The organism is Posidoniimonas corsicana (assembly GCF_007859765.1).
GTDB lineage: Bacteria > Planctomycetota > Planctomycetia > Pirellulales > Lacipirellulaceae > Posidoniimonas > Posidoniimonas corsicana.
Map to the genome: position 1 here is coordinate 3,170,215 of NZ_SIHJ01000001.1, position 13,924 is coordinate 3,184,138.

The following is a 13,924-nucleotide window of genomic DNA, read 5'->3' on the forward strand; positions in this document are numbered from 1 at the left end:
GGCGACTCAACCGAACATCGACTCCAGCTCCCGCAGGTAGTCGATCGCCTCGTCCAGCTCAGGCGCCTCGGCGCCCGGCTGCCGCCCGGCGCGGTCACACTCGCCCAGCAGCACCAGGTCGTGGTAGTGCTCGCTGTCGCGGAGCCGCCGCTTCGCCCGGGCGCCCAGCGTGCCGTCGACCAGCTTGTGGCACAGCATGTGGTGCTCGATCAGCCACGCGGTACGCTCGGTGATGAAGCCGTCGAGCGCCTCGAGCCCGGCGCCCACGTGGTCGTACGGGTCGATCGCCTTGCCGACGTCGTGCAGCAGCGCGGCCGCCAGGAACTCCTCGTCGTAGGCGTGCTCGTCCCGCGCGTGGTCGAACACCTGCAGGCTGTGGTAGAGCGCGTCGCCCTCCGGGTGGTAGCGGGGGTCCTGCTTGACGTTCTCCAGCGGCAGCAGCAGCGACTCGTACAGCTGGTAGGGGTCGACCTGGTGCTCGGCGGCGGCGAGCGCCGCGTCGATGTCCAGGCCGGGGTACTCGCAGTGGAGGAACTGCTCTAGCTGGTTGATGCTGGCCCGCTCGATCGCCTTGCCGGTGATCGAGCTCTTGAACACGTAGTGCGCCTTGTCCGTGGCGTAGATCGTCAGCTCGAAGTCGAACCCGCTGCGGACGTGCACGTGCGTGAACACCCGCTCCTCGCCCTGCTTGCGGACCAGCTTCTTCTCGACCGTGTAGGCCAGCCCCTCCTGCTCCAGCAGGTGGGCGACCGACTCGACGTTGTCCGCGAACACGTGCAGGTCGATGTCCGACCCCTCGCGGGTATGGCCGGTCAAAACGCTGCCGATCAGCCGCGGCCGCCACGGCGCCAGCAGCCGCATCATCCGCAGCGCCGCCAGCCGCATCGCCTGCAGGTTCTGGCTGCGCGACTCGCCCTCGAGCATCCGGGCGAACGACTGGATCTGGTCGCGGATCTCGGCGTTGCTGGGCAGGTCGGCCGGTTTCACCCACCCGCGGCAGAGTTGGCGGGCGGCCTTCATCTTGGCCCGGTAGTACTCCGACTCCTGCCGGTCGTACATCAGCCGCGCGGCTTCCCAGGCGATCTGGCGCCGCAGTTTCGAATTACGCATTCAGGCGTGCGTCGTTAGCCCAAGAACCGACGCGGGGGCGTAGCAGAGCAGTAAGACAGCCGGCGGGGGTCCGCGGCGGGCGCCGCGGGGCCAGTTGTATGAGTTTAGCAGGCCGCGCGGGCCGGTCGAGCGGCGGGCCGGCAGGCGGGCGGAAAAAATGTCGGCGCCCCACTTGCCGAACCCGCCGACATTTGCGAAGGTCTAAGGCTCAGCAGCAATGCTTCCCCACGCCGCCGTGGCGGAATTGGCAGACGCGCATGGTTCAGGTCCATGTCCTCGCAAGAGGGTGGAGGTTCGACTCCTCTCGGCGGTACTGGTTTTTAGCGGTCTCGAGTTGGCTTCGCCAACATCTCGCCACGCGAGCCGCTTCTCGGCAGCGCGGTACTAAGCGGTCTCGGCTTGGTTTCGCCCAGATGTCGCCAAGCTAGGCGATTGTCGGCGGCCCATGCTCAGCTTAGCTATGACTTCGCCGCGCGAGGCTGGTGTACTAACCGCTCAGGCAATCGAGTGGTTGCTTACTCCGCCGATGCATCGCCTCGCTAGGCATTCTAGCAGCCACCGCTTGAATCCCTAGCGACGTAGCGCTGCGGCCCTCACCTGCGATCGTATTGCGTTCGCCCTCATGCCGGCTCGCGGGGCGGTTGGCGTCGCTCAACGAAAAAAAGCGTCGCGGCGCCGCCGCTGCTATGTGCGGCGTCGCCACGACGCTCCGTGTGCTCGGTTTAGATTTCCGGCGTGGTTACTGGAACAGCGCCGGGTTGTTCTCGTCGAAGTCGGCGTCGGTCAGGCCAGGGTTCAGCACCACGTTGGTGTGGAAGTAGCTCTCCTCGAGCTGCGGGCCGTCGCCCGGCTTGAGCGGCCAGCTGTAGGCGTCGTAGCCGGTGGGGATGCGGAGCTCGTGGTCGACGAAGATCCGCGCGATGTAGAACCGGAAGTTCCGCCGCGGGACCGGGTGCTCGACGCGGATCATCGTGCAGGGCCGGCCGTCGACCGGCACGACCGCGTACTTGGTCTCGCACTCGCCGTACTTGACGTCCTCGCGGGCGATCCGCAGCAGCTCCTCGGTCAGGTACTTCATGCCGGTCATCGTGATCGGGTACCGCTGGCCGTCCATCGCCAGGCGGCCGTCGACCGGCAGGTGCACCTTGCCGATCTTCCGCTTCCAGCCGCTCCCCTCCAGCGCGATCAGCTTGTTCTTGTTGGCGGCCGAGTTGTACAGAACCTCCCGCCCGGCGAACGGCTGCACGAACTTCACGTAGACCGAGAACGGTTCGTGACGCACCTTCAACGCGACCTGCTGCGCCGGGGTCACCTTGCCGTCGATCCGCTCCTTCTTGGTCAGCGTCGCGGAGTAGCCGCGGACGTTGGCGTTGATCTCACTCAGCCCCTGCTCGGCCAGCCGGATGCACGGCATCAGCGGGTGCTCGCCCGGCAGCTCGTAGATGTCGAACGGCGACTCTTCCAGCCCCTCGGGCCGCGTTGCGCCGGCCGGCATCGAGACCGGCGTGACCCGCGGGTCCACCATCGGCGTGGAGGCCGCGGCGGCGGGCGCCGGGGCCTGGGCCAGCTGCACCGGCGCGGCGGCCTGCTGGTCGGGCACGCGGTACACGGGCTGGGTGAGCTGCTGGGCGGTGGCGGGCGCCAGCGGCAACGCGGCGAGCGTCACGGCCAGCGCCAATCGGGCGGCGGGGGTCATGGGGAGTCTCCGTACGGAAGCAGGCGGGCCGGCGGGACCAGCCACTGGTTCTTTGTCTCACGCCTCGGCTTGGGGCGTCCGTCCCTGTACGCACCCTATGGCTGGTCAGGTTCAGCAACTATCGTAGACGGAACCGGAGAATCCTAGAAAGAGCGAAAAACGCCCTCCCCCCCGGCCGGCGGAACCGGGCCCAACCCCGCGGGACGCCTCAGAATCATGGATAGCAGCCCGATCCGAATCGAGGCGGTGGTCTCGGAGTTCTTTGCCGAGAACGCCTATATCCTCTGGCTGCAGGGGGACACTCGGTGCGTGGTGGTCGACCCGGGGTTCAGCCCGGAGCTGATCCTGGGGCTGCTCGAGCGGGAAGGCCTCACGCCCGACGCCGTGCTGTTGACCCACGGCCACTCCGACCACATCGCCGGCAACCAAGCCGTCAAGGACCGCTGGCCCGACTGCCCGCTGATCATCGGGCACGGCGACGCGTACAAGCTGACCGATCCGCAGGGCAACCTCTCGGCCAACTACGGCATCGCGCTGATCAGCCCGCCGGCGGACCAGACTGTGCGCGAGGGTGATAGCATCGAGTTTGCGGGGATCCGGTTCAGCGTGCTCGAAACCCCCGGCCACTCGGCGGGGCACGTCGTCTTCGTGTACGAGGCCGACGGCGGCCCCCAGGTCCTGGGCGGCGATGTGTTGTTCCAGGGCAGCATCGGCCGGACCGACTTCCCCGACGGGAGCTTCGACGCGCTCCGCGACTCGATCCACCAAAAACTGTTCCCCCTGCCCGACAGCACGGTGGTCTACCCCGGCCACGGCCCGGTCACCACGATCGGCGAAGAAAAGCAGTCGAACCCCTTCGTCGGCCGCGCGGCCGGCTTTGACCTCTAGGCCACGACACCGCCGCCGATGCACGTTCTGCTGATCACCACCGACCTGATGATCTCGTCCACGCTAGAGGGCGCCGCGCGGCAGGCCGCCGCGGAGCTGTCGGTCGCCGGCCCCGCCAACGCCGCCGCCAGAGCAGCGGACGCGGCCCCGAGTCTGGCGATCATCGACCTGGCAGGCGCCAGCGATGTGCCCGCGTTGGTCGCCGAGCTGCGTGCTGCGGCGCCCGACGCCAAGCTGCTGGCCTTCGGCCCCCACGTGCACAAGGCGAAGCTGGAGCAGGCCCAGCAGGCGGGCTGCGATTTCGTGATGAGCCGGGGGCAACTGCACCACTCCGCCGCGGCGATCCTGGCCGAGTTGGCGTCTGCGGAGGGCTAGACGTCCGCTCTTACGCTCGCGACGCGGTTTCAAGCTCGTCGACCTGCACGCCGTCGATGTCGCGGCGCAGCAGCAGGTAGATCGCCACCGCAGCGCACCACGCGTAGGCGGCGTAGAACACGGCCGGCAACTGCATCGCCACGGTGCGGAGCCAGAACGCGGCCACGGAGTCGGCAATACCGGGCTCTTCCGATGGCGTCGGGAGGAGCAGGCCCGTGAACCGCTCAAGCAGCAGCGTCGCGGCGGCGACCACCAGACCAACTGGCGCCGCCACCAAGACCGCCGTAACCAAGTAGGCGACCAATCGAATCGGCCGCTGCGTGACGTAGGCGAACGCCCGGCTGGCGGCGTCAAACGAGTCGGTCCGCTCGACCGCGGGGCACGCAATTAGCAGCGGCCAGTTGAGCGTCAGCAGCACCAGGATCACTGCCGCCACCGCCGCCAGGATTAGCGGTATCGGCAGCAGCAACGCCGACACGAAGTCGAGCAATGGCAGGTGCATCAGCCAGCCGTGCAGCCACAGCGGCAGCAGCAGCGCTGCGGCCGCCAGCCCCACGCCAACCACCGGCAGACAGCGCACGCCCAGCAGCCGAGCCGACCCGGCCATCGCGGCGAACATTGCTGGCGGCGCGCGGAACGTTAGCTGCGCCGCGGCGATACGGGCGATGGCCCCGCCCACCAGCGACCACCAGACGAGCATCCCCACCGCGGCTGCGGCAGCGGGCCATCGGGCTGCGCCACCCAGTAGGAATGGATGGACAACGGTTCCAACCACGGCCCGCCAGTGGTTGATGGGCCCCGGCAGCGCCGTGGCTAGGTCCAGCGAGGCTTCGAGTCGCGACGCCTCAACCGGGGCTTGCGGCGGCAGGAGCAGCGTCCCGACCGACGTCCCAACCAGGGCCAACGCCAGCACCCGCACCCGCACCGTGCAGGCCAGCGCCCGCACGAAGAACCGCCAGGGAAACAGGCCCTCCGAGTCCGGCCGGTCGGGGCTGGGTGGCGTCACGTCCACGGCGTCCTTAGTTGTTCCACTCGGGCGGCTGCTCGTCGTCTTCCGGGTCGGGGATCGACGGCAGCGAGTACTCCTCGCCCAGCCACCGCCCGAGGTCGATCAGCTTGCACCGCTCGCTGCAGAAGGGCAGCGCCGGCGACTCGTCGGGCTTGAACTCGTTCTGGCAGATGGGGCACTTCATAACCGGACGCGGCGCGTTAGTCCTTCGACGCCTTCTTGGCCTTGTCGCCGGTCGACTTCTTCGCCTTCTCGCCCTTGGCCTTCCCGCCGTCGCTCTTGGAGGACTCGCCCTTCTTGTCCTTCTCGGCGGCCTTCTTGTAAGAGTCGCTGCGGTAGTCGGTCTCGTAGAATCCGGAGCCCTTGAACACCACCGCGGCGCCGGTGCCGAACAGCCGCCGCAGCTTCAGCTTGCCGCACTCGGGGCACTTCTTCTTGACCGGGTCGTTGATCCCCTGGAACAGCTCGAACTCGTGGTCGCACGCGTCGCACTGGTAATCGTACGTGGGCATGGGCGTGAACTCAGTAACTCTTGGTTGGGAATAGCCGGCGACCTACGCGTCGGCGGAGGCGGGGCCAGACGACACAATCACCTGGCTCGCCCGCACGACGCGGTCGTGCATCTTGTAGCCAGTCTGCACGTCCTGGACGACCGAGCCGGCCGGCGCGTCGTCCGAGGGCTGCTGCAGGATCGCCTCGTGGAAGTCGGGGTTGAACGGCTGGCCGGCCGCCTCGATCGGCTCGCACTTGTGCTGCGTGAGCGTGGTGACCAGCTGCTGGCGGACCAGCTTGATCCCCTCTAGCAGACCACCGGTCTGGCCCTCCTTCTCGGCCGACTCGATCGCGCGGTCCACGTTGTCCAGCACCGGCAGCAGGTCGCGGGCCAGCGGCAGCGCGGCGTACTTGCGTTCTTCTTGCAGCTGGCGGGCGCCGCGGGAAATCTGGTTCTGCACCTCGGCCTGCAGACGCAGGATGCGGTCGTTGGCCGCCGCCAGCTGGTCCTCCGGCGTGGGCTCAGCGGGCTGCCCGGCGTCATCCAGCTGGATGTCCTCCACCGTCACGTCCAGGCCCTCTTCGTTGGGTTGCTCTTTCTCTGCCATCTCAGTCCTCCACCTCGGCGGGCTCCTGCTCGTGCGTGAAGTATTCCTTCAGCTGACCGAAGAAGGTCTTACGCTCGGGCGCCACGTTCTTGTGTTCCAGCTGCGCGAGCTCGCGGAGCTTCTGCTTCTCTTCCTTCGACAGCTTCTTGGGGACCTCGATCGTAACCTGCACGAGCAGGTCCCCCAAGCCTCGCCGCCGGGGATCGGGCATGCCCTCGCCCGCCATCCGGAACACCTCGCCGGACTGGGTGCCGGCGGGCACCTCGAACTCGGTCTTGCCGTGCAGGGTCGGGATCTCGATCGTGCTGCCCAGCGCGGCCTGCGTGTAGCTGATCGGCACGCGGCAGACCAGGTGCTGCCCCTCCCGCTCGAAGAGCGGGTGCTGCAGCACCGAGACGAAGCAGTAGCAGTCGCCGCGGGGGCCGCCGCCGGGGCTCGGCTCGCCCTCGCCCGAGATCCGCACCCGCATGCCGTCGTCGACGCCGGCGGGGATCTTCACCTTGGTCACGACCCGGCGGAGCTTCTGGCCGGCGCCGCGGCAGTCGGTGCACGGGCGGCCGACCGTCGAGCCCTCGCCGTGGCAGGCGGGGCAGGTGGTCTGCATGCGGATGATGCCGGCCGACTGGATCACCCTGCCGGCGCCGCCGCAGTAGCCGCACTGCTCGCGTGAGCTGCCCGGCGCGGCGCCGGAGCCGCTGCAGTTCTCGCACGCCTCGTGGCGTTGGAACTCGACCTCCTTCTCGCACCCCTCGGCGGCCTCGTGCAGCGTGAGCGTAACGTCGCACCGCACGTCGCGGCCCGGCCGGGCGCGGCCACGGCCGCCACGCTGCCCGCCAAACATGTCGCCGAAGATGTCGCCGAAGGCCGAGAAGATGTCCTCGACGTCGTGGAAGTGGCCCCCGCCGCCGCCCCCCGCGCCGTTCACCCCGGCGTGGCCGAAGCGGTCGTAGCGGGAACGCTTGTCGGCGTCCGACAGCACCTCGAACGCCTCGGCCGCCTCCTTGAACTGGGCGACCGCCTCATCGTCGCCCGGGTTCTTGTCCGGGTGGTACTTGATGGCGAGCTTGCGGTAGGCGCTGGAGATCACCTCGCCGGACGCGGTGCGTTCGACGCCAAGCACTTCGTAGTAGCAGCGTTGGGTGGCCATCATATCTCGCGTCTGTTAGCAGCCGTGCTAAGCGTTTGTCGGGGCGCCGGCCGCGTTGGCGGGCGGCCCCATTGGATCCTGAGCCTAAAAACCGGGCCACCCCAATCGGAGTGGCCCGGTCGTCGGTACAACTCGGATCGGCCGGGCCTAGTGCAGGCTGCCGATCACGGCCTTCTTGTCGTCGTCCTTCGAGTCGAAGTTCGTGACCAGGGCCTCGGTGGTGAGCATCAGCCCGGCGATGCTGGCCGCGTTGGACAGGGCCGTCTTGACCACCTTGGCGGGGTCGATGATGCCGGCCTTGACCATGTCGACGTACTCGCCCTTGTTGGCGTCGTAGCCGAAGTTCTTGCCCTTCTGGCTGATCTCGTCGGCCACCACGCTGCCGGGCAGGCCGCCGTTGTTGGCGATCTGCTTGACCGGGGCGTCCAGCACGCCGAGGATGATCTCGACGCCGATCTTCTCGTCGCCCTTGGCCGAGCTCCTGGCGGCCTCGACCGCCTCGCGGCAACGCAGCAGGGCGACGCCGCCGCCGGGCAGGATGCCCTCTTCGACCGCCGCGCGGGTGGCGTGCAGCGCGTCCTCGACGCGGGCCTTCTTCTGCTTCATGTCGGCCTCGCTCGAGGCGCCCACCGACACGATCGCGACGCCGCCGGTCAGCTTGGCCAGCCGCTCCTGCAGCTTCTCGCGGTCGTAGTCGCTGCTGGTCGACTCGATGCTCTTGCGGATCTGGTCGATCCGCTTCTGCACGTCGGACGCGGCGCCGGCGCCCTGCACGATGGTCGTGGCGTCCTTCGAGACGCTGATCTTCTTGGCGCGGCCCAGCTGTTCGAGCGTGACGCTCTCCAGCTTCAGGCCCAGGTCCTCGCTCACCAGCGTGCCGCCGGTCAGCGTGGCGATGTCGCCCAGCATGGCCTTGCGGCGGTCGCCGAAGCCGGGGGCCTTCACGGCGCAGACGTTCAGAACGCCGCGGAGCTTGTTGACCACCAGGGCCGCCAGGGCCTCGCCCTCGACGTCCTCGGAGATGATCATCAGCGGCTTGCCCTTCTGGCTCACCTGCTCCAGGACCGGCAGGAGGTCGCGGAGGTTGCTGATCTTCTTCTCGAACAGCAGGATGTAGGCGTCGTCCAGGACGCACTCCATGCTGGCGGTCTCGTTGACGAAGTAGGGCGACAGGTAACCCTTGTCGAACTGCATGCCCTCGACCAGCTCGAGCGTGGTCTCGGTGGTCTTGCCCTCTTCGACGGTGATGACGCCGTCCTTGCCAACCTTCTCCATGGCGTCGGCCAGGAGGTCGCCGATCACGCGGTCGTTGTTGGCGCTGATGGCGCCGACCTGGGCGATCTCTTCTTTGTCCTTAACGGGCTTGGAGAAGTCGTTGAGGAACTCGACCGCCGCGGCGACCGCCTTCTCGATGCCCCGCCGCACCGCCATCGGGTTGCTGCCCGCCACGATGTTGCGGGTGCCCTCGCGGAGGATGGCGCGGGCCAGCACGGTGGCGGTGGTGGTGCCGTCGCCGGCGAGCGAGGAGGTCTTGTCGGCGACCTCGTGCACGAGCTTGGCGCCCATGTTCTCGAACGGGTCTTCGAGCTCGACTTCCTTGCTCACGGTGACGCCGTCCTTGGTGACCGAGGGGCCGCCGAAGGACTTGTTGATAATGACGTTCCGGCCGGTCGGGCCCATCGTGACCGCGACCGCGTCGGCCAGCTTGTCGACGCCGGCCAGCATCTTGGCGCGGGCGGCGTCGTCGAACATGAGTTGTTTAGCCATGGGTGGCTCCTGTGGTAGTTGTGCGTTGTGAGTTGCCCGTCGTCCGGTGCGTGTCGCGTCGCCGGCGGCCTGCTTCGGCCCCCCGGCGACGGACCACGGACACTAGACAGCGACCTTCGCCAGGATGTCGCTCTCGCGGAGGATCTTGTACTCCACGCCATCGACCTCCACCTCGGAGCCGCCGTACTTGCCGTAGATGACCTCGTCGCCGATCTTGACGGACAGCTCGCCGCGGGCGCCGCTGTCCAGCAGCTTGCCGACGCCGACCGCCACGACCTTGCCGCGTTGGGGCTTCTCGCGGGCCGCGTCCGGCAGCACGATGCCGCCGGCGGTCATCTCTTCGGCGTCGACGGGGTGAACAACAACGCGGTCATCGAGCGGACGCAGGTTAAGGGACTTCGCCATGGGTAGGTTTCCTTACGTGTATGTGGTTGTGTCTGTTGGATGAAGACTCGTCCTGACGGACGACGCTACTCGGGTGTGTGCGCGGCCTACATCATGCCGGGCATGCCGCCCATTCCGCCCATGCCACCCATTCCGGGCATGCCGCCGCCCATGCCTCCCATGCCGCCCATCCCGTGGTCGTGGTCGTGGCCGCCGGCCTCTTCCTCTTCCGTCGGGATCTCGGTGACAAGCGAGTCGGTCGTCAGCAGCAGGGCCGCCACGCTCGCGCCGTTGAGCAGCGAGGTCTTGACCACCTTGGCGGGGTCGATCACGCCCGCGGCGACCAGGTCGCAGTAGTCGTCCTTGTCGGCGTTGTAGCCCTCGGTCTTGCCCTTGAGCTGGCGGACGCGGTTCACGACCACGGCGCCGTCAACGCCGGCGTTCTCGGCGATGTAGCGGAGGGGGTACTCCAGCACGTTCTTGACGATCTTGGCGCCGAGCGCCTCGTCGCCGGAGAGGTCGAGCTTGTCGATGGCCTTCTCCGAGCGGAGCAGCGCGACGCCGCCGCCCGGCACGATGCCCTCTTCCAGCGCGGCCTGCGTGGCGGCGCGGGAGTCGTCGAACAGCGCCTTCTTCTCCTTCATCTCGCTCTCGGTCGCAGCGCCCACCTTGATCTGGGCCACGCCGCCGGCGAGCTTAGCGAGCCGCTCCTGCAGCTTCTCGCGGTCGTAGTCGCTGTCGGTGTTCTCGATCTCCTTGCGGATCTGATCGGCCCGGCCGGCGATGGCGTCCTTGGTGCCGCCGCCGCTGACGACCGTGGTGTTGTCGCTCGAGATGATGACCTTCTTGGCCTTGCCCAGGTCGGAGAGCTGGACCGCGTCGAGCTTGATGCCCAGGTCCTTGAAGATGGCGGTGCCGCCGGTCAGGGTGGCGATGTCGCCCAGCATGGCCTTGCGACGGTCGCCGTAGCCGGGGGCCTTCACCGCACAAACGTTGACGATGCCCCGCATCTTGTTCACGACCAGCGTGGCCAGGGCCTCGCCGTCGACGTCCTCGGCGATGATCAGCAGCGGCTTGCCCGCCTTCGAGACCGCCTCGAGCACCGGCACCAGGCTCTTGGCGTTGGAGATCTTCTCCTCGTGGATCAGCACCAGGCAGTTCTCGAGGACCGCCTCCATGTCGTCTTCGTTGGTCACGAAGTGCGGCGAGAGGTAGCCGCGGTCAAACTGCATGCCCTCGACGGTCTCGACGGTGGTCTCCGAGCCGCGGCCTTCCTCGACGGTGATCACGCCGTCCTTGCCGACGCGGGTGAACGCGTCCGCCAGGATCTTGCCGATCTCGGCGTCGTTGTTGCCGGCGATCGAGGCGATGTGCTGCAGGCTCTTCTTGTCCTTCACGTCGACGGGGTCGGCCATCTTGGCGACCGCGTCGCCCACGGCGGCCACGGCCTTGTGGATGCCGCGGCTCAGCGCCATCGCGTCGGCCCCGGCGGCGATCATCTTCAGGCCCTCGCGGAAGATGCCCTCGGCCAGCACGGTGGCGCTGGTGGTGCCGTCGCCGGCGACGTCGTTGGTCTTGCTGGCGGCTTCCTTAACGAGCTGGGCGCCCAGGTTCTCGTACGGGTCGTCCAGGTCGATGTCCTCGGCGACGGTCACGCCGTCCTTGGTGACCTTGGGCGAGCCCCAGCCCTTGTCCAGCACGGCGTTGCGGCCCCGCGGCCCCAGCGTGCTGCGGACCGCCTTGGCCAGCTTCTCGACGCCTGCGGCGAGCGCCCTCCGGGCGTCGTCCTCGAAAACCATCTGCTTAGCCACTGTTTGACCTCCTGAGGGTGATTCTTGACCCATGCGGGCCGGGAGTCTTCTTCGCGTTCCCGCCGGCGGGGCCGACGGGTCGGGGTGTGCGTTGAATGGGGCTGCGGTCCGTTATTGGCAGGCGCAGCCTGTCCGCCCCTGCTGAATGCAATCACCGTGCCAGCAACCCGAACAACGCCCTAAGTCGCTATTTGAGAATGCCTTACAGAGCTCGGCTCGCTTCCGCCGAACAAGGCCGGCCGGCAAGGGCTGCCAAACTGGCAGCGGGAGAGGATTGGCTCGCGGTGCGGCCAAACCGGAATGCCCCCCTCGGGGCTGGCGGCTCGCTCAGCGGGGATTTTCCTACCGAATCGCCGGATGGCGCGTAAATGCTGTCGCAATACCCCTTGGCGGGGCGATGTCGCACTTAAGCTGTGGGTCGCAAACCCCCTATACTCTCAGCACCCCGCGGGCGCCCGGCCCGTCGTCATGAGATCCACGAGGTGATTTGTGCAGGTATTGCGAGACTGCTTCAGCCCCGACAACACCCTGCTGGACGTTCCGGCCCACGACCTGCCCACGGCGTTCCGGGTGGCGGTAGAACACCTGGTGGACACGGGACGCGTAGACGCCGAACGGGCGGCGGATGTCCAGACGGCGCTGCTGCGCCGCGAGGCCGAGGCCTCGACCGCGATCGGCCACGCCGTGGCGGTTCCGCACGTCTACCTGGACGCGATCAAGGAGCCGGTCGTGCTGTTCGTCCGGCTCGAGCACCCGATCAACCTGGGCGCTCCCGACGGCGTACCGACGCAACACCTGTTCTTCCTGCTGGGACCGCCCAACGCCACGTCCGCGCACCTGGACACACTGGCCAGCGTCGCGCGGCTCATGGCCGACGACGAGTTCCGGTACGAGGTGGGCAAGGCCCGCACGCCCGACGACCTGGCGGCCTCGCTAGAAAGCTACATCGACCGCAACACGGCCGCCCCGGAAGAAACGCCGGTCGCCGACGTCGGCCTCGAATGGACCGGGCGATTCGCCGGCGGCTTGCGGCAGGACGTCGCCCGCAAGCGGCCGTGGTACGTCAAGGACTTCGTTGACGGGCTGCACGCCAAGTGCGTTGGGTCGGCGGTGTTCCTGTTCTTCGCGTGCCTTGCCCCGGCGCTGACCTTCGGCGGCCTGCTGGCGGCGGGCACCGGCAACGAGATCGGCACGGTCGAGATCATTGTCGGCACCGCGCTGAGCGGGGTGCTGTACGCGCTGCTGGGCGGGCAGCCGCTGATCATCCTCGGCTTCACCGGCCCGGTGCTGGTGCTGACCGTCAAGCTCTACGAGCTGTGCCAAGCGTGGGACGCGCCGTTCCTGCCGACCTACGGCTGGGTCGGCCTGTGGGCGGCAGGGTTCCTGCTGCTGATGTCTGTGCTGGACGCCAGCTTCCTGATGAAGTACTTCACGCGGTTCACCGACGAGATCTTCAGCGCGTTGATGTCGCTGATCTTCATCCACTACGCGATCGTCAAGCTCGCCGACGAGTTCCAGGGCCTGGAGGCGGACCAGCACCACGACACGGCCCTCCTGACGCTGCTGCTGGCGCTCGGCACGTTCTACATCGCGATGAGCCTCTCGGGCCTCCGCCGCAGCAGCTACCTGCTGCCCTGGATGCGCGAGTTCCTGGCCGACTTCGGGCCGATGATTGCGTTGGGCGCTATGAGCATCGTCGCGTTCAACCTGGACGAGGTGTTCCTCGACACGCTGCAGGCGCCCGACCAGTTCGGCACCACCTCGGGAAGGCCTTGGCTGGTCGACCTGTGGGCGGCGCCCCCGTGGCTCCGCCTGGCGGCGGCCGCGCCCGGCCTGCTGATCGCCGTGCTGATCTACCTGGTGCAGAACATCACCGCCCGGCTGGTGAACAGCCCCGACCACAAGCTGCGGCACGGGCACGGCTACCACCTCGACCTGGCCGTGCTGGCGGGGCTGACCGGGCTCTGCTCGCTGTTCGGCCTGCCCTGGTTTGCGGCCGCCACGGTCCGCTCGCTGAACCACGTCCGCAGCCTGGCGACCTTCGAAGAGGTGGCCCGGCCCGGCAGCTCGCCCCACGAGCGCATCATCCACGTCCGCGAGAACCGGCTGACCGGCATCGCCATCCACGGCCTGATCGCGTGCGCCCTGCTGCTGCTGCCCTACCTGCGGTACGTGCCGCTGGCGGTGCTGTACGGCGTGTTTCTGTTCATGGGCGTGGTGTCGATGGCCGGCAACCAGTTCTTCGAGCGGCTCAGCCTGTGGGTCAAGGACCCGGACCTGTACCCGATGACCCACTACATCCGCCGGGCGCCGATCTGGGTGATCCACTCGTTCACCGGCGTGCAGTTCGTCTGCCTGGCCGTGCTGTGGGTGGTGAACCTCAACAAGAACCCGGCGATCAGCATCCTGTTCCCCATGTTCGTCGCGTTGCTGGTGCCGGTGCGGTTCGCGCTGAACCGGTTCTACAAGCGGCCGCACCTCGAGGCGCTCGACGCCGCCGAGGAGCCGGAGGACGAGGCCACCCACTGGGCCGCGTAGCCGCCGTGCAAGTCGCTGGGCAGGCTTGGCGGAGCGGTGAATGCTAAGCACGCAACGCTGTGGGCCCGGAAACCAGCGTCGCGAGGCTGAGCAGGCGCC

13 protein-coding genes and 1 tRNA gene are annotated in these 13,924 nt (G+C 68.1%); 4 read left to right on the forward strand and 10 right to left on the reverse strand.

Going from position 1 to position 13,924, the window contains the following annotated elements; all coding sequences use genetic code 11:
• Positions 1-6: 6 nt before the first annotated feature.
• Entirely contained in the window at positions 7-1,110 is a 1,104-nt protein-coding gene (locus tag KOR34_RS12250) for a tRNA adenylyltransferase (protein ID WP_146564866.1), read from the reverse strand.
• Positions 1,111-1,339: 229 nt separating this feature from the next.
• Here KOR34_RS12250 and KOR34_RS12255 point away from each other — a divergent pair.
• Positions 1,340-1,423: transfer RNA gene (locus KOR34_RS12255), tRNA-Leu, on the forward strand.
• Positions 1,424-1,849: 426 nt separating this feature from the next.
• On the opposite strand, the gene KOR34_RS12260 is transcribed toward KOR34_RS12255, so the two are convergent.
• On the reverse strand, positions 1,850-2,806 hold the full coding sequence (locus tag KOR34_RS12260) for a DUF1571 domain-containing protein (protein ID WP_146564867.1): 957 nt from the start codon (positions 2,804-2,806) through the stop codon (positions 1,850-1,852).
• Positions 2,807-3,022: 216 nt separating this feature from the next.
• Between KOR34_RS12260 and KOR34_RS12265 the strand changes: the two genes are divergently transcribed.
• Both KOR34_RS12265 and KOR34_RS12270 read left to right on the forward strand, forming a co-directional pair.
• Positions 3,023-3,694, forward strand: coding sequence for an MBL fold metallo-hydrolase (locus KOR34_RS12265; RefSeq protein WP_146564868.1), 672 nt, complete (start codon positions 3,023-3,025; stop codon positions 3,692-3,694).
• Between the two features lie 18 nt (positions 3,695-3,712).
• Entirely contained in the window at positions 3,713-4,069 is a 357-nt protein-coding gene (locus KOR34_RS12270; protein WP_146564869.1) for a DNA-binding response regulator, read from the forward strand.
• A gap of 10 nt (positions 4,070-4,079) precedes the next feature.
• Here the strand turns inward: KOR34_RS12270 and KOR34_RS12275 are convergent, their stop codons facing one another.
• The 8 genes from KOR34_RS12275 to groL (KOR34_RS12310) form a co-directional block, all read right to left on the reverse strand.
• Entirely contained in the window at positions 4,080-5,075 is a 996-nt protein-coding gene (locus KOR34_RS12275) for a hypothetical protein (RefSeq protein WP_146564870.1), read from the reverse strand.
• A gap of 13 nt (positions 5,076-5,088) precedes the next feature.
• On the reverse strand, positions 5,089-5,262 hold the full coding sequence (locus KOR34_RS12280; protein WP_146564871.1) for a DNA gyrase inhibitor YacG: 174 nt from the start codon (positions 5,260-5,262) through the stop codon (positions 5,089-5,091).
• Between the two features lie 16 nt (positions 5,263-5,278).
• Positions 5,279-5,590 (reverse strand): FmdB family zinc ribbon protein, encoded by a 312-nt coding sequence (locus KOR34_RS12285; protein WP_146564872.1) that lies wholly within the window; start codon positions 5,588-5,590, stop codon positions 5,279-5,281.
• A 42-nt stretch (positions 5,591-5,632) separates the two neighbouring features.
• Positions 5,633-6,178, reverse strand: coding sequence for a nucleotide exchange factor GrpE (grpE, locus tag KOR34_RS12290; protein WP_146564873.1), 546 nt, complete (start codon positions 6,176-6,178; stop codon positions 5,633-5,635).
• Position 6,179: 1 nt separating this feature from the next.
• Complete coding sequence (gene dnaJ, locus KOR34_RS12295; RefSeq protein WP_146564874.1) at positions 6,180-7,325, reverse strand: molecular chaperone DnaJ; 1,146 nt, start codon at positions 7,323-7,325, stop codon at positions 6,180-6,182.
• A gap of 147 nt (positions 7,326-7,472) precedes the next feature.
• Entirely contained in the window at positions 7,473-9,092 is a 1,620-nt protein-coding gene (groL, locus tag KOR34_RS12300; RefSeq protein ID WP_146564875.1) for a chaperonin GroEL, read from the reverse strand.
• Between the two features lie 102 nt (positions 9,093-9,194).
• Positions 9,195-9,497 carry a co-chaperone GroES gene (gene groES / locus KOR34_RS12305; RefSeq protein WP_146564876.1) on the reverse strand — a complete coding sequence of 101 codons (303 nt, stop codon included), beginning with the start codon at positions 9,495-9,497 and terminating at the stop codon, positions 9,195-9,197.
• A gap of 86 nt (positions 9,498-9,583) precedes the next feature.
• Positions 9,584-11,287 (reverse strand): chaperonin GroEL, encoded by a 1,704-nt coding sequence (groL, locus tag KOR34_RS12310; RefSeq protein WP_228714591.1) that lies wholly within the window; start codon positions 11,285-11,287, stop codon positions 9,584-9,586.
• A 489-nt stretch (positions 11,288-11,776) separates the two neighbouring features.
• On the opposite strand from groL (KOR34_RS12310), the gene KOR34_RS12315 reads away from it, so the two are divergent.
• Positions 11,777-13,825, forward strand: coding sequence for a PTS sugar transporter subunit IIA (locus KOR34_RS12315; protein ID WP_146564877.1), 2,049 nt, complete (start codon positions 11,777-11,779; stop codon positions 13,823-13,825).
• Positions 13,826-13,924: the final 99 nt, after the last annotated feature.

Excerpts from the sequence above, each read along its gene's own strand:
- KOR34_RS12285 (WP_146564872.1), bottom strand. The coding sequence starts at position 5,590 with ATGCCCACGTACGATTACCAGTGCGACGCGTGCGACCACGAGTTCGAG.
- KOR34_RS12260 (WP_146564867.1), bottom strand. The coding sequence starts at position 2,806 with ATGACCCCCGCCGCCCGATTGGCGCTGGCCGTGACGCTCGCCGCGTTG.
- grpE (WP_146564873.1), bottom strand. The coding sequence starts at position 6,178 with ATGGCAGAGAAAGAGCAACCCAACGAAGAGGGCCTGGACGTGACGGTG.
- KOR34_RS12270 (WP_146564869.1), top strand. The coding sequence starts at position 3,713 with ATGCACGTTCTGCTGATCACCACCGACCTGATGATCTCGTCCACGCTA.
- KOR34_RS12265 (WP_146564868.1), top strand. The coding sequence starts at position 3,023 with ATGGATAGCAGCCCGATCCGAATCGAGGCGGTGGTCTCGGAGTTCTTT.
- dnaJ (WP_146564874.1), bottom strand. The coding sequence starts at position 7,325 with ATGGCCACCCAACGCTGCTACTACGAAGTGCTTGGCGTCGAACGCACC.
- groES (WP_146564876.1), bottom strand. The coding sequence starts at position 9,497 with ATGGCGAAGTCCCTTAACCTGCGTCCGCTCGATGACCGCGTTGTTGTT.
- KOR34_RS12280 (WP_146564871.1), bottom strand. The coding sequence starts at position 5,262 with ATGAAGTGCCCCATCTGCCAGAACGAGTTCAAGCCCGACGAGTCGCCG.
- groL (WP_146564875.1), bottom strand. The coding sequence starts at position 9,092 with ATGGCTAAACAACTCATGTTCGACGACGCCGCCCGCGCCAAGATGCTG.
- KOR34_RS12250 (WP_146564866.1), bottom strand. The coding sequence starts at position 1,110 with ATGCGTAATTCGAAACTGCGGCGCCAGATCGCCTGGGAAGCCGCGCGG.